General features: G+C 60.2%; 18 protein-coding genes. 11 read left to right on the forward strand and 7 right to left on the reverse strand.

Translation table 11 applies throughout. From position 1 onward, the window contains the following. Window positions 1-22: 22 nt before the first annotated feature. Genes ACRZ96_RS10285 through ACRZ96_RS10295 form a run of 3 tightly spaced genes read left to right on the forward strand, consistent with a single transcriptional unit; the run spans window position 23 to window position 2,565 of the window. The gene (locus ACRZ96_RS10285) at window positions 23-1,210 is read left to right on the forward strand and encodes an acetylornithine transaminase (RefSeq protein WP_480705527.1); all 1,188 of its coding nucleotides are present in this window, start codon (window positions 23-25) and stop codon (window positions 1,208-1,210) included. Window positions 1,211-1,237: 27 nt separating this feature from the next. Further along, window positions 1,238-2,164, forward strand: a complete 927-nt coding sequence (argF, locus tag ACRZ96_RS10290) for an ornithine carbamoyltransferase (protein ID WP_480771627.1) — start codon at window positions 1,238-1,240, stop codon at window positions 2,162-2,164. Between the two features lie 56 nt (window positions 2,165-2,220). Next, window positions 2,221-2,565 (forward strand): 5-carboxymethyl-2-hydroxymuconate Delta-isomerase, encoded by a 345-nt coding sequence (locus ACRZ96_RS10295; protein WP_480814460.1) that lies wholly within the window; start codon window positions 2,221-2,223, stop codon window positions 2,563-2,565. A 27-nt stretch (window positions 2,566-2,592) separates the two neighbouring features. Here ACRZ96_RS10295 and ACRZ96_RS10300 read toward each other — a convergent pair whose 3' ends face one another. Further along, window positions 2,593-3,189, reverse strand: coding sequence for a ferric reductase-like transmembrane domain-containing protein (locus ACRZ96_RS10300; RefSeq protein ID WP_480503800.1), 597 nt, complete (start codon window positions 3,187-3,189; stop codon window positions 2,593-2,595). 6 nt (window positions 3,190-3,195) lie between these two features. Further along, complete coding sequence (locus ACRZ96_RS10305; RefSeq protein ID WP_170397223.1) at window positions 3,196-3,684, reverse strand: peptidase associated/transthyretin-like domain-containing protein; 489 nt, start codon at window positions 3,682-3,684, stop codon at window positions 3,196-3,198. A gap of 256 nt (window positions 3,685-3,940) precedes the next feature. Here ACRZ96_RS10305 and ACRZ96_RS10310 point away from each other — a divergent pair, with 256 nt between their 5' ends. Together ACRZ96_RS10310 and ACRZ96_RS10315 are read left to right on the forward strand one after the other, a co-directional pair. Then, entirely contained in the window at window positions 3,941-4,906 is a 966-nt protein-coding gene (locus ACRZ96_RS10310) for a pirin family protein (RefSeq protein WP_170404212.1), read from the forward strand. Window positions 4,907-4,971: 65 nt separating this feature from the next. Beyond that, window positions 4,972-5,946 (forward strand): 2-dehydropantoate 2-reductase, encoded by a 975-nt coding sequence (locus ACRZ96_RS10315; RefSeq protein ID WP_480814461.1) that lies wholly within the window; start codon window positions 4,972-4,974, stop codon window positions 5,944-5,946. A gap of 61 nt (window positions 5,947-6,007) precedes the next feature. Here the strand turns inward: ACRZ96_RS10315 and ACRZ96_RS10320 are convergent, their stop codons facing one another. The 3 genes from ACRZ96_RS10320 to hrpB form a co-directional block, all read right to left on the reverse strand. Continuing rightward, window positions 6,008-7,486: an inorganic phosphate transporter gene (locus tag ACRZ96_RS10320; RefSeq protein WP_480814462.1), complete on the reverse strand. Its 1,479-nt coding sequence runs from the start codon at window positions 7,484-7,486 to the stop codon at window positions 6,008-6,010. Between the two features lie 89 nt (window positions 7,487-7,575). Next, window positions 7,576-8,034, reverse strand: a complete 459-nt coding sequence (locus ACRZ96_RS10325; protein ID WP_170511319.1) for an NUDIX hydrolase — start codon at window positions 8,032-8,034, stop codon at window positions 7,576-7,578. Window positions 8,035-8,228: 194 nt separating this feature from the next. Further along, the gene (gene hrpB / locus ACRZ96_RS10330) at window positions 8,229-10,667 is read right to left on the reverse strand and encodes an ATP-dependent helicase HrpB (RefSeq protein ID WP_480814463.1); all 2,439 of its coding nucleotides are present in this window, start codon (window positions 10,665-10,667) and stop codon (window positions 8,229-8,231) included. A gap of 120 nt (window positions 10,668-10,787) precedes the next feature. On the opposite strand from hrpB, the gene meaB reads away from it, so the two are divergent. From meaB to ACRZ96_RS10355, 5 genes are all read left to right on the forward strand, one after another. Beyond that, window positions 10,788-11,765, forward strand: coding sequence for a methylmalonyl Co-A mutase-associated GTPase MeaB (meaB, locus tag ACRZ96_RS10335; RefSeq protein WP_170511315.1), 978 nt, complete (start codon window positions 10,788-10,790; stop codon window positions 11,763-11,765). A 170-nt stretch (window positions 11,766-11,935) separates the two neighbouring features. After that, entirely contained in the window at window positions 11,936-13,129 is a 1,194-nt protein-coding gene (locus ACRZ96_RS10340; RefSeq protein ID WP_480814464.1) for a Hint domain-containing protein, read from the forward strand. 119 nt (window positions 13,130-13,248) lie between these two features. After that, window positions 13,249-13,536: a 50S ribosomal protein L28 gene (gene rpmB / locus ACRZ96_RS10345; protein WP_008756960.1), complete on the forward strand. Its 288-nt coding sequence runs from the start codon at window positions 13,249-13,251 to the stop codon at window positions 13,534-13,536. A gap of 405 nt (window positions 13,537-13,941) precedes the next feature. Beyond that, window positions 13,942-14,292 (forward strand): hypothetical protein, encoded by a 351-nt coding sequence (locus ACRZ96_RS10350; RefSeq protein ID WP_480814465.1) that lies wholly within the window; start codon window positions 13,942-13,944, stop codon window positions 14,290-14,292. Between the two features lie 45 nt (window positions 14,293-14,337). Further along, a complete protein-coding gene (locus tag ACRZ96_RS10355) occupies window positions 14,338-14,802 on the forward strand; it encodes a copper chaperone PCu(A)C (protein WP_170397208.1) in 465 nt (154 codons plus the stop codon). A 68-nt stretch (window positions 14,803-14,870) separates the two neighbouring features. Here ACRZ96_RS10355 and ACRZ96_RS10360 read toward each other — a convergent pair whose 3' ends face one another. Beyond that, entirely contained in the window at window positions 14,871-15,479 is a 609-nt protein-coding gene (locus tag ACRZ96_RS10360) for an HdeD family acid-resistance protein (protein WP_170397206.1), read from the reverse strand. Between the two features lie 61 nt (window positions 15,480-15,540). Continuing rightward, entirely contained in the window at window positions 15,541-16,239 is a 699-nt protein-coding gene (locus ACRZ96_RS10365) for an NAD-dependent deacylase (protein ID WP_480814466.1), read from the reverse strand. A gap of 27 nt (window positions 16,240-16,266) precedes the next feature. Between ACRZ96_RS10365 and ACRZ96_RS10370 the strand changes: the two genes are divergently transcribed. Then, complete coding sequence (locus ACRZ96_RS10370; protein ID WP_480705512.1) at window positions 16,267-16,716, forward strand: low molecular weight protein-tyrosine-phosphatase; 450 nt, start codon at window positions 16,267-16,269, stop codon at window positions 16,714-16,716. Window positions 16,717-17,073 lie beyond the last annotated feature (357 nt).

The following is a 17,073-nucleotide window of genomic DNA, read 5'->3' on the forward strand; positions in this document are numbered from 1 at the left end:
GCTATTCGAAAAGGATGATCCGATGATCCCGTCCGTTCTGCCGACCTATAACCGCGCGCCCCTGACATTCGTGAAGGGCGAAGGCGCCTGGCTGACCGAGGCGGATGGCCGACGTTTTCTGGATCTGGGCGCGGGCATAGCGGTGAACGCGCTGGGTCATGCACATCCGGCGCTGGTGGCGGCCCTGACGGAACAGGCGCATGCGCTGTGGCATGTTTCAAACCTCTATAACATCCCGCAACAGCAGGCACTGGCGGACAAGCTGGTGGAACACACCTTTGCCGATACTGTGTTCTTCACCAATTCGGGCACCGAATCCTGCGAATTGGCCGTCAAAATGGCCCGCAAGTGTTTCTATGACAAAGGTCAGCCCGAGAAGGTCGAGATCATCACTTTCGACGGCTCATTCCATGGCCGGTCATCGGCGGGTATCGCCGCCGCCGGGTCCGAGAAAATGACCAAAGGTTTCGGCCCGCTGCTGCCAGGCTTTGTCCATCTGACATTCGGAGACCTCGACGGTGTCACCAACGCCATCACCGACACCACGGCAGCCATCCTGATCGAACCGGTTCAGGGCGAAGGCGGCATCCGCCCCGTTCCGGATGCAGAGCTGAAAGCCTTGCGCCAGATTTGCGATGATAACGGCCTTTTGCTGATCCTCGATGAAGTCCAATGCGGCGTTGGGCGGACCGGCAAACTCTTTGCACATGAATGGGCCGGCATCACGCCGGATATCATGATGGTCGCCAAAGGCATCGGCGGCGGTTTTCCTCTGGGTGCGGTTCTGGCCACCGAAGAGGCCGCCAGCGGCATGACGGCAGGCACCCACGGCTCGACCTATGGCGGCAACCCCTTGGGCTGTGCCGTTGGCTGCGCGGTGATTGATCAGGTCGCTACTCCGGCCTTCCTCGAAGGTGTGAATCGCAAGGCAGGCCTGCTGCGTCAGAAGCTCGAAGGCCTGATCGCGGACCACCCCGAAGTATTCGAGGAGGTGCGCGGCTCAGGTTTGATGCTTGGCCTGAAATGCAAACCCGCCAATATCGACGTGGTCAACGCTGGCTATGACAACGAGGTCATAACGGTCCCCGCCGCAGATAACGTGATCCGCCTGCTGCCGCCGCTGACCCTCACCGAGGATGACATCGCACAAGCCCTGATCCGCCTCGAGAAAACTGCGGCACAAGTCGAAAACGCAATGGCTTCGGCCTGAACTCGCCTGATTGAAAAGTGAATTAAAATGAACCACTTCCTTGATATCCACAAAACTGACGCAGGTGATCTGCGGAACATGATCGATCAGGCCAGCGCGATGAAACAGGCGCGCCTTGGGCGTCCCAAAGCCGCCCCCGACGACGAGCAGCCTCTGGCAGGCCGCATGGTTGCGCTGATCTTTGAAAAGCCATCAACGCGGACCCGCGTGTCCTTCGATGTTGGCGTGCGCCAAATGGGCGGGCAGACCATGGTACTGTCCGGCAAGGACATGCAGCTGGGCCATGGCGAGACCATCGCCGACACTGCACGGGTCCTGTCGCGCTATGTCGACATGATCATGATCCGAACCTTTGATGAAACCATCCTGACCGAGATGTCCGAATACTCGGACGTTCCCGTCATCAATGGTCTGACCGATCGTACACATCCCTGCCAAATCATGGCCGATGTGCTGACCTATGAAGAGCATCGCGGCCCCATCGCAGGAAAAAAGGTCGTCTGGACCGGCGACGGCAACAATGTCTGCGCTTCATTTCTGCATGCCGCCGGTCAATTCGGTTTCGACCTGACATTCACCGGCCCGGCGCAGCTGGACCCAGAAGAAGAATTCATGGGGCTTGCGCGCCAGAAGGGCTCGAAAATCGTGATCGAACGGGACCCGCACAAAGCTGTTGAAGAGGCCGACCTCGTGGTCGCCGACACCTGGGTCTCAATGCACGATTCTCAATCCGCGAAGGAGCGCCGCCACAACATGCTGCGGCCCTATCAGGTCAACGCCGAGCTGATGTCGCATGCCAAGCCAGACGCGTTGTTCATGCACTGCCTGCCTGCGCACCGCGAAGAAGAGGCCACATCCGAGGTCATGGACGGCCCGAACTCGGTGATCTTTGACGAGGCCGAAAACCGCCTGCATGCGCAAAAAGCCGTGATGCGCTGGTGTCTGGGCGTCTGAGGCCGACAGCAATCTGGGAGAGCCATAGATGGCTCTCTTAAATCTCGGAGCAACCAATGCCACACGTCACTCTGGAATTCTCTGCCGGGCTCGAAAAAACTCATGATTTTCAAGCCATCTGTGAGCAGCTCTATTCCGTGCTCGCCGCGCATGAAGAATTCGATGCCCCAACACTCAAAATCCGTGCCACCTCGTTTCCGTATTTCCGCATCGGGACCGAACCGCAGACCTTCATTCATGCCACGCTCTTGTTGTTGCAAGGCCGAGATGAGGCAACGCGCGCCGAGTTGAACGCGATCATTCTGAATGTTCTGGCTGCGTCTGCGCCCACGGTCGGCAGCATCACCGTGCGGGATGTTGAAATAGATCGCGCGACCTATGCCAAACGCCTGTCAGCCTGACGCGGCCCCGGTATGCGTATGGGAGGACTAAACGCGTCGGGACACTTCCCAGACCCGTAATCTGGCGAGCGTAGCGACGCACGCCAGAACTACCAGCACACACAATGCGATCTTGGTCATGATCTCCATCGTGCCCTCAATCATCAGGGCGTGTACGACACTGCCCAGTATGGTCACCACTGCCAGTCCGGCGTGACCCAGACGCCAGAGCCGAAATCGCAGGTTCAGGCGTAGCCGCAGAACGCCCATCGTTGCTGCAGCAAAACCCGTCCACATCGCGATCACACCCCAGACGGAAAAGGGTGTGGCTGATACGAATAGAAGCGCGTCCACGACATCCGGCGGGCTCGTGATCCACAAACCGCCCACATGGATTACGATCGCTGCGACAAGGGCCAGACCGCACCGCCTGTGCCATAAGCGGCTGCGCACAGGTGAAAGCCCAGGCAACCAGCGTCCGGCCAGCAAGGGTTGCATCAGCAGAAGGCACATCCCGACGATGCCCGCAAACCCGGCTAGGATGTAGATCGGCTCGCGCCACGCCAGATAAGGGCTGAATGCTGCCGCGATAACCGGCACCAGAAGGGCGACAATCAACGCTGCCCAGATCAGTATGCGCCTCAACACGTATCAGGCAGGCTGCAAGACGAAATGCGCGGCAAGCGTTTTGTCTTTCGCGCTCGACATCACCGGGCGCAGGAATACCGTCTCAAATTCGCCGCTGTCATAGGCGAGATGCCCATGCGGTTGGCCAAAGGCGGGCACGATTTGTGGCATCTCAAGCCGAAATTCACCGTTCGCATCCGTCAGCGTCGCCCCATGGCTGCGCTGGTCGCGCTCGTGCCCCTCGGTCGTATGCGCCCAGATCTGGATACGCTGTCCGGGCAAGGGGGCTCCGTCGCCTGCGCGGCGCACGGTGCCGGTCATCCAGAAACCTCCGCCGCCGATGCGCTGCACAATAGGGGCGCCGGGGCGATAGTTGTTCGATCCGCCCCGCATGGACGGGGTCGGTGCAACGCCCTGCGCCCGCGCGGGCGTGGTCAGCCCGGCCGTGCCTAGCGCTGCAAAACAGCCCGCCGTAACCAACGCGCTGCGGCGGGTAAGAAGAACGTGCGACATCGAGAGGGCTCCTTTCGATAACGGGCATGGTGTCTGGCCTGACACTCAATCTAGCACGTTTGTTGCGAAAGCCGAGTTAAGCTGGTCTGAAGTTCGGGTCATTTCATCACCGTCACGTGAGCGTTGCCGCCGTTTCCGCCCATCGTGCACTGTATATGTGCACTCATGCGCTATGCCAGATAATAAATCATACTATATTCCACATTATCAAACATATTGAAGCCCAAGCCAGATCCTGACCTAAGGGAGAGCGAGAATGAGCTGGAATCCGACCCATACACCCGACTGCCGGTCCGAGAACCCGGCGCTAGACAGCCTGATCATCCCCCGTGCCCGTGATCTGGGCGGGTTCGAGGTGCGCCGCGCGCTACCCTCGGTCAAACGGCAACTGGTCGGCCCCTTCATCTTCTTCGACCAAATGGGTCCGGCCGAATTCATCACCGAAGGCGGTATTGACGTACGGCCGCATCCCCATATCGGACTTGGTACCGTGACCTATTTATATCAGGGCGAGTTTGAACACCGCGACAGTCTCGGCACGCATCAGATGATCTATCCCGGCGAGGTCAACTGGATGGTCGCTGGGCGTGGTGTGACCCATTCCGAACGTACCAGTGACCAAACACGCGGCAAGAAACACAGCCTGTTTGGCATCCAGACTTGGATCGCCTTACCCGAAACGCACGAAGATATGGCCCCCGATTTCGAACACCACAAACAGGGCGCGTTGCCCCATATTCAGGATGCAGGCGTCAGCGCCCGCCTGATCCTTGGTTCCGCCTATGGCGAAACCAGCCCGGTCACCATGCTGTCCGAGACCTTTTATCTCGACGTCCAGCTAGAACCGGGTGCCTCCTTCCCGCTGCCCGACAATCACGAGGATCGCGGTGTCTATGTCACCACAGGCTCGGTCGAGATCGCAGGCGACAGCTTCGAGGCGGGTCGCATGATGGTCTTCCGCCCCGGCGATCACCTGTCCGTGAAGGCCGGACCACTGGGTGCGCGGCTGTTGTTGCTGGGCGGCGCAACCCTGAACGAAGATCGCTACATCTGGTGGAACTTCGTCTCCTCCTCGAGGGAGAAGATAGAAACGGCCACACGCGAATGGAAAACTGCCGACTGGGCGAACGGCGCCTTCCACCTGCCGCCCGGTGATGATCAGGAGTTCATTCCGATCTCGGAAGACCTCGAACGCACCCGACCCAGACGCGCCCGCGTCTGACCTGACGTCACGCTGGCTCCGTTGAACGATCCCGGCGATCCTTGCAGGGACAGCGGAGGTTAGCCATGAATATTGTCATCGCCGGTGTAGGCAGCATTGGCTGCTTTTGCGGCGCATTGCTGGCCGCAGCGGGACACAGCGTGACGCTGCTGGGCCGCGCGCGGGTGCTGAACGCCATCCGGGGACAAGGGCTGACGGTGACAGATTTCTCGAACCTGCATCGCCACGTCGCCGCCGCACAACTCACGCTCAGCGAAAACCCTGCCTGTCTTGGGGATGCCGAGTTGGTCATCGTCACGGTAAAAACCGGCGCGACCGCCGAGATGGCAACGCTGATCGCCGCACACGCCACGGAAACGGCCCCGGTTCTGTCTTGGCAGAATGGGCTCGAGAACGCCCGCACCCTGCGCACCGCTCTTCCCGGACGCGACGTTCGGGCTGGAATGGTGCCCTTCAACGTGGTGCCGACGGGCCCGGCAACCTATCACCGCGCCACATCGGGCGAGATCGTCATCGAGCGTGGCTCCCGGTCTCTGGCTGAACGCCTAAGCGCCCCAGATCTACCCGTCAGCGAAAGCGACCAGATCGAGGCAGTGCAATGGGGTAAGCTGGTGATCAACCTCAACAATGCATTGAACGCATTGTCCGGCCAGACCTTGCAAAACCAACTGCTCGACCGAAACTGGCGTCGCCTGATGGCTGATCAAATGGCCGAGGCGCAGCGTGTTTTGAAAGTCGCCGAGATCGAGGCCACCTCCACAACGCCACTACCCGCATGGATGACACCGCACATTCTACGTCTGCCAACGCCAATTTTTACACGAATTGCGGCAAAAATGCTGACCATCGACCCCAATGCGCGCACCTCGATGGCTTATGATCTGACGGCGGGTCGCCCGACCGAAATCGACAGTCTACAGGGCGAAATCATCAAACTCGGCCAACAGTACGCGATCCCAACCCCGATCAATAGCCGAGTCTCTCAACTCATCCATCAATCACCGGACACGCCGCTCACAGTCGATCAGATCATAACCTGATCCGTCTCTTCATCTCGCCTAAAATACCTCGGAGCGCGAGGCAGAGCCTCGCAAATTCCGATCAAGCGAACGCAGTCAAAACCCAGAAAATTAGCGCCGACATCACTGCCGCTGCCGGTACCGTGATCACCCAGGCCGCCACGATGGTCATGAAATGCGACCGCCGCACCAGCTTGCGCCGCCGCCGTTCCTCGCGCGCTAGTTGCAGCTCCGCCGGCCGCTGGCGGTTCGAGTATTTCCACCGCCGTTCTGCATGCCACTCCCGATAGAAGCCAACACCAAAGACGGCCCCAACCGCGATATGAGTCGAACTGACCGGCAGACCCAGCCAACTGGCGACGATGACCGTGATCGCCGCCGATAGCGCGACACAGAACGCCCGCATCGGGTTCAGTTTGGTGATCTGGCTGCCGACCATACGGATCAGCTTGGGACCGAACAGGAATAGGCCGAACGAGATGCCAAACGCGCCGATCACCATGACCCATGTCGGGATCGATACTTTCGTGGCAAAATCTCCGAACTCGGCCGCATGCACGATTGCCGCCAGTGGACCCACCGCATTGGCCACATCATTGGCCCCATGCGCAAAGCTCAGAAATGTGGCCGAAATCACCAGAGGCAGGCCAAACAACGTCTTCAACGACCGGGTCCGGTTCTCCAACCCTTCAGACTTGCGCTTGACCCACGGTACCGTCGCAGCCCAGACCAGGCCGCCAAAGGTCAGACCGATCAAAAGGGCAAATTGAAGATCAATTTTGACGATCCGCTTCAGGCCTTTGACCGACAAGTAGGTGGCAAACGCCCCTGCCATCACGGCAACCAGAATGGGCACCCAGCGCCGCGCTGCCGCGATCTTGTCGTCCTGAGACTGGATCTTGTGTTTGATCAATGCCAGAAAGGCGGCTGCAATCATCCCGCCCAAAACGGGTGAGATCACCCAACTGGCGGCAATCGCGCTCATCGTGCCCCAACTCACCGCGCTCAGGCCCGCTGCTGCAATGCCGGCACCCATCACGCCGCCGACCACCGAATGCGTGGTCGAAACCGGTGCCCCGACCCAGGTAGCCAGATTGACCCACAGTGCCGACGATATCAGGGCCGCCATCATCGCCCAGATGAACACATTGCTGTTCTGCACCGACATCGGATCGATGATGCCCTTAGAGATGGTCGAAACCACATCCCCCCCTGCCAGCAACGCGCCTGCGCTTTCTGCGATGGCGGCAATCAGGATGGCTCCGCCCATGGTCAGAGCATTGGCCCCCACTGCCGGGCCCATATTGTTGGCTACGTCGTTGGCACCGATATTGATCGCCATGTAAGCGCCGAATGCCGCAGCTGCGACAACGATCACGCCACCATCGGCCCGTCCGAACAGAAGCGCTGCAGCCAAACCTGCCAGCGCGATAAAGGCCAGTGCAATTCCGGGGGCCAACAGAGGACGCGATACTTGGGCATTGGCGTGCTCAACGCGCGAGATACGCTGCAGGTCGCGGTCCAGTGCGTGCCAACGGGCTTTGGTGGGGTGGTCTGACATCGGTTCACAACGGCTGTTTTGAATGATGCCCGCCGCTAAACGGTTCCAATGGGCGCGGCAACCTTTGTCATCAGTTTTTTACAATATTGTTACAATTGCAGTAGCAAGTCGCGCAATTCCGGCTCTTGCACGCGTTCGGCGGCCACCTTCGGGGACACCCAGCAGCGCTTACGCTGATCGGATTCCGGGAATACATCCGCCAGTCCGGTCACCTCGATCCGATAAACGCTGGTGATAACCGGCAACGCCGTGCCGTCATCCAACCTTTTGTCGTAAGAGTAATGACCAACGGGATCTTTCTGCACCTCAGTCGCGCGCACTCCAGCCTCTTCCCAGGCTTCCCGCAATGCGGTTTCCGGCCCGTTGAGCCCATCAATGGGCCAGCCTTTGGGGATAATCCAGCGTCCGGTGCCCCGACTGGTGATTAACAAAACGTCGTCACCGGGACCTGCCTTGCGGGTACACAACGCAGCAACCTGCACCCGGCTTGGGCGCTGGATCAGCGGTCGCGCGACCTCTTCCCAGATGTTGCGTATCCATGTCGTCATGTAAGGCCTGCTCGGGCGTGTTCTTTTTGTAATTCGAAGAAGTTACATAATCATGTATTGCTGAGTTAACAATACCGCCCTCGGATAACCGCAAAATATGGCCTGAACTTTCAGTGTTTCGTGTATTTTTGCAGCAATTTGTGCGCTTTGCACTGTTTCCGCCAATGAGGCTTATTTACGCCCACCTGATCAACTCAGCCTTTGCGCCGCTTCGCGCGCAGCGTCGGATCCGCCTGAGTTGGATCTTCGGGCCAGGGATGTTTTGGGTACTGCGCCCGCATGTCCTTTCGCACTTCGGCATATGACCCGGCCCAGAATCCGGGCAGATCACGGGTGATCTGGATCGGTCGCTGGGCCGGTGACAGCAGCGTGATCTTCAAAGGCTCGCCCCCAACCACCGGATGTTGCGTAACGCCGAATACCTCTTGTAGCCGAACCGAGATTTCGGGCACCGCACCGCCATAGTCAATTGGCAGCTTGCGGCCCAACGGAGTCATAAACGAGCCCGGCGCCCGCCGATCCAGTTCCTGCATCTGGTCCCAGTCCAGCCGGGCGCGCAGCGCGGGCAGCAGGTCGAACCGCTTCCAGTCATCGGCATTGCGCACACCCGAGAGCATCGGCAGCAGCCAGTCTTCCAGCGAATCCATCAGCCCGGTTTCCGAGAAGTCCGGCAAATCCGCGCCTTCCGCGCGGATCAACTCGACCCGAGCGGCCAATCGCGCTGCGGCCCCGTTCAGCCGCACACCCAGATCGCGCACCCCGTCCAACATCGCCTGCGCCAATGCATCCCCGGGGACATCTTTCCAGATGCGGTCGTCCAGCGTGATCGCTCCGAACCGCTCTTGCCTGCGCGCCACCACACGGCGTTCGCGTTTCGACCAGTCGCAGCTGTCGACCCACGCGATCTGATCGCCGAATAGATCGCGAATTTCCCCCTCGGAAATCTGCGCTGCCATGCGCACGCGCGCTTCACGCGGGTTCCCATCCGTATCCGTCACCACAAGATAAGGTGCACCCGCCAGCGTATCACCGGCTTCCAGCACGACGCCTTTGCCACCCGACAGGACATAACGCGGGACATCTCCCTTGCGTCGCTGTCCGATGCGATCGGGATAGGCCAGCGCCGCCATCGCTGCCGGGCTCAGACCGCCCGCATCCTTAGATTGCGCGCGCAACCGCTTTGCTTCGCCCTTGATCCGATCCAGCGCGCCCATGTTGACCTGCCAGACCCGATTGCGCTGAAACGCGCGCACGTCCCGCAGCACCTCAAGCCTCAAAGACAGATCGACCGGAGCGCCCCTTAGCGGATCGCGTTCCGCCATCAGCGCCGCCAGTGCCGCGGCCTCAGGTCCTGCGTGCAGCAACATATGCCCCAGCCGAGGATGCAGCGGCAGCGCCGCCAGCGCCCGCCCATGTTCGGTGATCCGACCTTTGCCATCCAGGGCACCCAGCATCGCCAGCAACGCGCGCGCCTCAGCCAGCGTGCCTTCGGGCGGCGCGGTCAGAAATGCAAGATCACCCGGTTCTGCGCCCCAGAGCGACAATTCTAACGCCAGCCCGGTCAGATCGGCAGCCTCGATTTCGGCAGGCGGGTAGGCGACCAGTGCACCTTCTTCGCCCTTGGACCACAACCGATAGCAGACACCTTCGGCCACACGCCCCGCACGGCCTGCGCGCTGCGTCGCTTCGGCCCGCGTCACCCGCTCGGTCACCAGCTGCGACATGCCTGATCCGGGATCGAACCGTGCCCGCCGGGCTTGCCCCATATCGACCACCACGCGGATATCGGGAATAGTCAGCGAGGTTTCGGCAATCGACGTCGCCAGAACCACCTTGCGACCTTGCTTAACCGGCGCAATCGCCGCGCGCTGGGCGGCAAAGGGCAGTGCTCCGAACAAAGGCCGCACTGAACAGGTGTCGGGTAGACGGCTGGCCAAAGCCGCCTCGGCCCGCCGAATTTCACCTTCACCGGGCAGGAACACCAGCATGCCCCCTTTGGTTTCCCGTTCGGCTCGCACCACCAGATCGATCAGCGCGTCCAGTCGCCGCGCCTGCGGCGCCAAAGGCCGGTCCAACCAGCGGGTCTCGACCGGATAGCTGCGCCCTTCGGATGTCACCAGAGGCGCGTTCATCAGCTGGCCCACCGGTTCAGCATCCAGCGTCGCGGACATCGCCAGCAAGATCAGGTCATCGCGCAACGCTCCAGTCACCTCAAGGCACAGTGCAAGCCCAAGATCGGCGTTCAGGGACCGTTCGTGGAATTCATCGAATATCACAGCACTTACGCCGGGCAGGTCAGGTTCGGATTGCAGCATCCGTGTCAGGATACCTTCGGTCACAACCTCGATGTGCGTCGCCTTTGAAACTTTCACGTCTCCACGGACACGATAGCCCACGGTCTGGCCCACGGGCTCACCCAGCGTCTCAGCCATGCGTTCGGCGGCGGCGCGGGCGGCCAGCCGCCGGGGTTCCAGCATGACGATCCGGCCCTCGCACAGACCGGCCTGCAGCATCTCAAGCGGCACGCGGGTTGTCTTGCCCGCACCCGGCGGCGCCTGCAGCACCGCGCGCCCATGCGTTCGCAAGGCGTTCAGAAGATCGGGAATGGCGTCATCAATGGGCAACCGGGTCATATCGCCTTATCGCCAAAGCCTCGGCCAAGGTCCAGCGTCGCCAAACTCGGCTCCGGTTGGGGCTGGACAAACCGGGTCATCCCCCCTCATCTAGGGCAAATTCCAGCCGGGGACTTACCGATGAACATTGCCGAGCTTGGCGACAGGATCTTGAACGGAGAGCGCAGGGCATTGGCCCGTGCTATCACACTGGTCGAAAGCGGGCGTGAAGATCATCGAGCGCAGGCAACCGCGCTGCTGGATCAATTGAGCGGCGCCGGACGCCAGGCGTTGCGGATCGGCCTGTCGGGCACGCCGGGTGTGGGCAAATCCACCTTTATCGAAAGCTTCGGCATGATGCTGACGGGGCAGGGGCTGCGTGTTGCGGTTCTTGCAGTTGACCCCAGCTCGGCCCGTTCGGGGGGCTCGATCCTGGGCGATAAGACCCGCATGGAAAGACTGAGCCGCGAGAAAGACGCCTTTATCCGCCCGTCCCCCAGCCAGAGCCATCTTGGTGGCGTGGCGCGCCGCACACGCGAAGCGATTGCACTTTGTGAGGCGGCTGGTTTTGACGTCGTGCTGATTGAAACCGTGGGTGTGGGCCAATCGGAAACCGTTGTGGCCGAGATGTCTGACCTGTTCCTGCTGCTGCTGGCCCCGGCGGGCGGAGATGAGTTGCAGGGCGTCAAGCGCGGCATCATGGAGATGGCTGACATGATCCTGATCAACAAGGCCGATGGCGACCTGAAAGCGACTGCCACCCGCACCTGCGCCGATTACGCGGGCGCGCTGCGTCTGCTGCGCAAACGCCCGCAGGACCCCGAAGGGTTTCCCAAGGCCATGACCGTTTCAGCGGTTGAAGAGCATGGGCTGGAACAGGCCTGGGACGAGATGCAGGCCCTGACAACCTGGCGGCGCGAAGCCGGGCATTGGGTATTGAACCGCGCCACACAGGCAAAATACTGGTTCGAGCAAGAGGTACGCCACGCATTGCTTGCGCGTCTCGAAACGCCACAGATGCGCAGTCGGATGAGCGATCTTGGCGCTCAGGTCAGTGCGGGCCACCTCAGCCCATCGGCGGCGGCCGAACAAATCCTCTCCGGGCTGTCCGACGCGTAACACTCTGGCGGTATGATGCGTGCGCGGCTGGTGCGCTGACCGCTAATCGTGTATTAAAGCTACATATATTGTTGTGTTTGAGTGTAAGTCACTGCGTTTGAACCGGGTTGAGAAAGGGCTTGGTCAGCTCGGATCGTGCCCGGATTCTCCGAGGAACGGGACACGTCAGAATGCCCAATATCAATGGTACCAACGGCGACGACGATATCGATGTCACAAATGACAACGGTACTCTGAACGGAAACCCGGCGACGCCTCCGGTGACCGGTATCCGTGGCCGTGGCGGCGATGACGATATCACCATCACCAATAGCACCATTGCCAACAATGTCCTGGGCAATGCAGGCACCGACACGATCATTGTTACCAACAGCGCGGTTGGCGGGCGCATCGCTAGCGGGTCCGATGCGGATACGGTTGATATCAGGGGGTCAACCGTCGGCGATATCCGGCTTGGTGCCGGTAATGACACGCTGAATTTCACCAGCACCACGGTGTCGGGTGACATTCGCGGCGGCAGCGGAACCGACACACTGAACCTCCCTGAGGGCACTGTTATCACGGACGATACTTTCGGGGTGATTACGGTCGAAGACGGGGTCGGTTATTCAGTCTCGAGCGGCACATTTACCCTGCCTTCAGGCATCACCGTCACGTATTCAGCGTTCGAGAACGGGTCGGGTATGCCCTGTTTCACGCGCGATACATTGATCACGACACAGGATGGGCGATCCCTGATCCAGTCGTTGCGCACCGGTGATCTGGTCCACACACTTGGGCAGGGCCTACACCCGATCCGTTGGATCGGGCGGCGCGAATTTGATCGCTTCCAGCTTGAAGCCAACCCCAGACTCTGGCCTGTGCGTATCCTTGCAGGGGCATTGGGCGAGGGGTTGCCGCATCGCGATCTGCTGGTCTCGCGCCAGCATCGGATGCTGGTGCACTCAAAGATCGCCCAACGCATGTTCGGCACGACCGAGGTTCTGATTCCGGCCATCAAACTCACCGCAATGCCGGATATCTACGTTGATGAAAGCGTGGAAAGCGTCGAGTATTACCACCTGCTGTTCGACCGCCATCAGGTGATCTTTGCCGAGGATGCGCCAACCGAAAGCCTCTATACCGGCCCCGAAGCGCTGAAAATGCTGAGCGCCGCGTCGCGTCGCGAGATATTCGAGATTTTTCCCGAACTGACAGACCTTGACTACCGCGCCGACCCGGCCCGCATGATCCCCGGCGGGCGGCTGCAAGCGCAGTTGATCACGCGGCATTTGAAGAATAACAAGCCGCTGTTGCGGATGTCCCCGATCTTGACCTCAAATGAATTCAACTCGGGTGCAAAGATTTCGCCGCAGCCGTCTTGACCCTTCGCGCGATTCCCACTAAACGCATCCAACCAGTTTTCGGGCGCGACTTCGGGTTGCGCCCCTTGTGATTTGGCCGCGGGTCTTGTACCCGGCCTCCAGAAACAAAGGAAGAAACCATGTCGCGCCGTTGCGAACTGACCGGAAAAGGCCCGATGACTGGCAACAATGTCAGCCACGCCAAAAACAGAACTCGTCGCCGTTTTCTGCCCAACCTGAACGACGTTACCCTGCAGTCGGAAACTCTGGGTCGTGGCGTCAAGCTGCGCATCTCGGCAGCTGCCCTGCGCTCGGTCGACCACCGCGGTGGTCTGGACGCGTTCCTGGCCAAAGCCAAGGATGACGAGCTGTCGGCGAACGCCCTGAAAGTGAAGAAAGAAATCGCCAAGGCACAAGCCTCGGCCTAAGCGCTTTCTCACGCAAGAATTCAGCCCTGCACCCTGCGGTGTGGGGCTTTTCTTTTTTGCATTCGCTGCCCCTGTGCGAATGATTGTCTCTGAAATGGTAATAAAACGCCCCGCTTCGTGACGTTGTTCACAGAACGCCTGCTGAATATCGCATATGTTTATGCATATTCATGTTGAGGGGGTTACCATGTCACTCAAAGCAAAGAATTTTCTGTTTTTACTGCCACGATCAATTGCAAAAGCCGTGATCCGCTGCACCCGGATGCAGCGCCGGGTAAACCGACTGCATACGGGGATGAATGCCGAGGCGTTCAGGCCGCCGAAAAGCTGAGCTAGGCCATACTGTCTCAGCCACTGCTTTGCGCTTGAAGCCGGTTCAGTGGGCGGCGTATATACCAAGCTGACATGACAGGCTTTTTCCGCACATTTCTGCCTTATACGCTGTCCCTGATGGTGATCCTCACCGGGCAGGGACTGGCCGTGTCGCGGGGTATGGAGCGCGCGGTCGGGCAGATGGTTTTGTGCACCGGCAGCGGGCCGGTCGTCGTCTATGTGGACGAAGACGGCCAACCGACCCGCGCACCGCAATACTGCCCTGACTATGCGCTCAACCTGCTGGGCGCGATCCATGAAGCCTCGGTTGCCGTACCTCCGGCCCCGTCGCGCGCGCTCCCCGCGCCGTCGCTCCTTTCCCAGCATCTGATTGCCGCGCCGTTGCCGCGACACCCAGCTCGTGCCCCGCCGGTTTCTGCCTGATTCCAGTTTCCAAACTCTATCAGACAGTTACCAAGGAGAGGCATAATGACCCTCAAATCCAGCCTGCTTGCAGTCCTGACTACCTTTTCGCTGACCGGTGCGGCGCTGGCTGCCGATACCATCTCGGTCGAAGACCCTTATGCACGGTCTTCGGGCAAAACCGCGAAGGCGGGTGCCGCCTTCATGATGATCCAGAATCAAGGCGATACCGATGACCGCCTGATCGGCGTGACCTCGGATGCGGCTGCCCGAGTGGAACTGCACACTCATAAGGTTGACGAAAACGGTGTCGCCAAGATGGTGCATGTGAAGGAAGGCTTCGCCATTCCGGCGGGCGAAACCCACATGCTGAAACGCGGCGGTGATCACGTCATGTTCATGGGCCTGACAGCGCCCTTCGAACAGGGAGGGAGCGTTCCCGTCACATTGATCTTCGAAAACGCCGGAGAGGTCGCGGTCGAGATCCCGGTCGATCTTGAGCGCCAGGACAAAGGCGGCCATTCGAACTAACGCCTGTCTTCAGGCTGTGGTACAGCCATCATCCATACGTCAGGCCGGGCAATGCCCGGCCTGTTGCGTCATCTGTTGACGGTTTTCATCTCCAATCGATCGCCCGCTTTTTTGAACCGTGCCGCCAGAAAGAACATCACCACCGCCGAGGTCAGCGCGAAGAAGGCAATTGCCCAGCCCAACGCCACCATGCCGCTGCCGGGCCAGAAGATCAGCACCAGCCCGACGATGAGTGCGAAGATACCTGAATTACGCACCGTTGCGCGCTCGGGGTCTTGTGGATGCATTTGCGGCAGCGCCATGAACGAGCCGATCGCAACGAACAGCGCCATCGCCCCCATGAGGGTGAAGGCCAGCCAGGCCACGCCCTGTGGCCAGATCAGCAACACCAAACCGATCAGCGCGGCACCGATCCCGACGCCTCCGATCAGCCCGCGCCGCCCAAAACCCAGCCAGGTCAGCGCGCCATCCAGAATCAGCAGCGCCCCTACCAATCGCAGCAATAATGAGATGCTGCTGGTCGGCCAGAACAGCGCTGCAATCCCGATCAGACCTGCGAGAATTCCACGCAGCAGAAAGGTCCACCACAGGCTGGCCAGATTGGTACTTAACGTATCGCGCGCGTCGATACTGCTGTCGTCAAGGATTTCTCCGTCTTTGGGCGGTAGATCGGTCATGTCACTCACTCGGGTTTGCGTTTTCTGCACCATAGACGGGAAGACGCGCCGCTGTCTGCCCCTATCGCGTGCTGCCTCGCGCCAACAGCTCATCGACCCAGCGCGGTAATGCCTCTGAGGCTGGCCCCAGCCGGGTTTCATCAAAAATTCCGGCGGATGGCTCAAGGTTCAATTCGATCGTCCGCGCGCCCACGGCCCGCGCCTCTTGTACAAACCCTGCCGCCGGATAAACCTGCCCCGAGGTGCCGATCGAGGCGAACAGCGATGCTTCCATCAGATGGTCGTAGATCTCATCCATGAAATATGGCATCTCGCCGAACCATACCACGTCGGGCCGGGCCGAGGGCTGGTGACAGGACGGGCAGGGCTCACCCACATCCATTTCGGGTGGCGAAGCCCAACGATATCCGCACGCCGCACACAAAGCCCCAGCCAACGTGCCATGCATATGGATCACATGCGCGGCCCCTCCTGCCTCGTGCAGGCTGTCGACATTCTGGGTGACAAGGATCACCTCTCCAGGCCAGCCCTGCTGCAACCGGGCCAGCGCCTGATGCGCCGCGTTGGGTTGCGCCTTGGCGGCCTGTACTCGGCGGGCATTGTAAAACTGATGCACCAGCGACGGATTGCGGGCAAAGCCCTCGGGCGTGGCCACATCCTCGATCCGGTGCTGCGCCCACAGGCCCCCTTCATCGCGGAACGTGCCCAACCCGCTTTCGGCGGAAATCCCGGCCCCGGTCAGAATGACGATCTTTTCCATACCTGCCCCACGCGCTAAACCTCTCTTATGTCACACCGTATCCTTTTCGTCTGCCTGGGCAATATCTGCCGGTCCCCCGCCGCCGAAGGTGCTTTTCGCGCCCGCGCCCCGCAGCACCAGACCGACAGCGCCGGAACCTCGGGCTGGCATATCGGAGACCCGCCCTACGGCCCAATGCAAAAGGCAGCCCGCGCGCGTGATATCGACCTCAGCGACCTACGCGCGCGCCAGTTCGTGGCCGAGGATTTCAACCACTTCGACCTGATCATCGGAATGGACGCAGAAAACATCGCGAACATCGAAGATTTGCGCCCGGACGGCAACGACACCCCGGTCCGCCTGTTGACCGATTTCGCCCCCCATATCGGTGCCGACCATGTGCCTGACCCGTACTACACCCGGGATTTCGACGGCGTTCTGGACCTGATCGAAGAGGCCGTGGCGGGGCTGGATGCGCATGTACGGGCTCAGTGGTAGTTTTGCCTTGCGTATTCAATCAATCCAGAGCGACAGCATGTTTGAGCCCAAAACCAACGTTTATTCGGCCTCCGCAGGCTGCATCGCAATCAGCGACAGGGGTCAAATCATCCGCCCTCTTAGCGCAAACCCTTGTGCCTATGCAGATAGTCGCATTAAGTGGATGGAATACTAGTCCGATCCCCAATGGTCATTTGATGGAATGATACAAATTCCTGATACACGCACGAGGCTGTCATCAGCACACATAAATCTCCAAGCTCCAAGTGAGACTGCAGCCAGTTAATCCAAATGAGTTAGACATATGATCACAGGCACGTTTAACCAGCTGAATACCCCGAAGGGTAGTCACAAAAA

The sequence above is a fragment of the Ruegeria sp. CF1 genome (assembly GCF_056537445.1).

Excerpts from the sequence above, each read along its gene's own strand:
- ACRZ96_RS10285 (WP_480705527.1), top strand. The coding sequence starts at position 23 with ATGATCCCGTCCGTTCTGCCGACCTATAACCGCGCGCCCCTGACATTC.
- argF (WP_480771627.1), top strand. The coding sequence starts at position 1,238 with ATGAACCACTTCCTTGATATCCACAAAACTGACGCAGGTGATCTGCGG.
- ACRZ96_RS10295 (WP_480814460.1), top strand. The coding sequence starts at position 2,221 with ATGCCACACGTCACTCTGGAATTCTCTGCCGGGCTCGAAAAAACTCAT.
- ACRZ96_RS10305 (WP_170397223.1), bottom strand. The coding sequence starts at position 3,684 with ATGTCGCACGTTCTTCTTACCCGCCGCAGCGCGTTGGTTACGGCGGGC.
- ACRZ96_RS10310 (WP_170404212.1), top strand. The coding sequence starts at position 3,941 with ATGAGCTGGAATCCGACCCATACACCCGACTGCCGGTCCGAGAACCCG.
- ACRZ96_RS10315 (WP_480814461.1), top strand. The coding sequence starts at position 4,972 with ATGAATATTGTCATCGCCGGTGTAGGCAGCATTGGCTGCTTTTGCGGC.
- ACRZ96_RS10320 (WP_480814462.1), bottom strand. The coding sequence starts at position 7,486 with ATGTCAGACCACCCCACCAAAGCCCGTTGGCACGCACTGGACCGCGAC.
- ACRZ96_RS10325 (WP_170511319.1), bottom strand. The coding sequence starts at position 8,034 with ATGACGACATGGATACGCAACATCTGGGAAGAGGTCGCGCGACCGCTG.
- hrpB (WP_480814463.1), bottom strand. The coding sequence starts at position 10,667 with ATGACCCGGTTGCCCATTGATGACGCCATTCCCGATCTTCTGAACGCC.
- meaB (WP_170511315.1), top strand. The coding sequence starts at position 10,788 with ATGAACATTGCCGAGCTTGGCGACAGGATCTTGAACGGAGAGCGCAGG.
- ACRZ96_RS10340 (WP_480814464.1), top strand. The coding sequence starts at position 11,936 with ATGCCCAATATCAATGGTACCAACGGCGACGACGATATCGATGTCACA.
- rpmB (WP_008756960.1), top strand. The coding sequence starts at position 13,249 with ATGTCGCGCCGTTGCGAACTGACCGGAAAAGGCCCGATGACTGGCAAC.
- ACRZ96_RS10350 (WP_480814465.1), top strand. The coding sequence starts at position 13,942 with ATGACAGGCTTTTTCCGCACATTTCTGCCTTATACGCTGTCCCTGATG.
- ACRZ96_RS10355 (WP_170397208.1), top strand. The coding sequence starts at position 14,338 with ATGACCCTCAAATCCAGCCTGCTTGCAGTCCTGACTACCTTTTCGCTG.
- ACRZ96_RS10360 (WP_170397206.1), bottom strand. The coding sequence starts at position 15,479 with ATGACCGATCTACCGCCCAAAGACGGAGAAATCCTTGACGACAGCAGT.
- ACRZ96_RS10365 (WP_480814466.1), bottom strand. The coding sequence starts at position 16,239 with ATGGAAAAGATCGTCATTCTGACCGGGGCCGGGATTTCCGCCGAAAGC.
- ACRZ96_RS10370 (WP_480705512.1), top strand. The coding sequence starts at position 16,267 with ATGTCACACCGTATCCTTTTCGTCTGCCTGGGCAATATCTGCCGGTCC.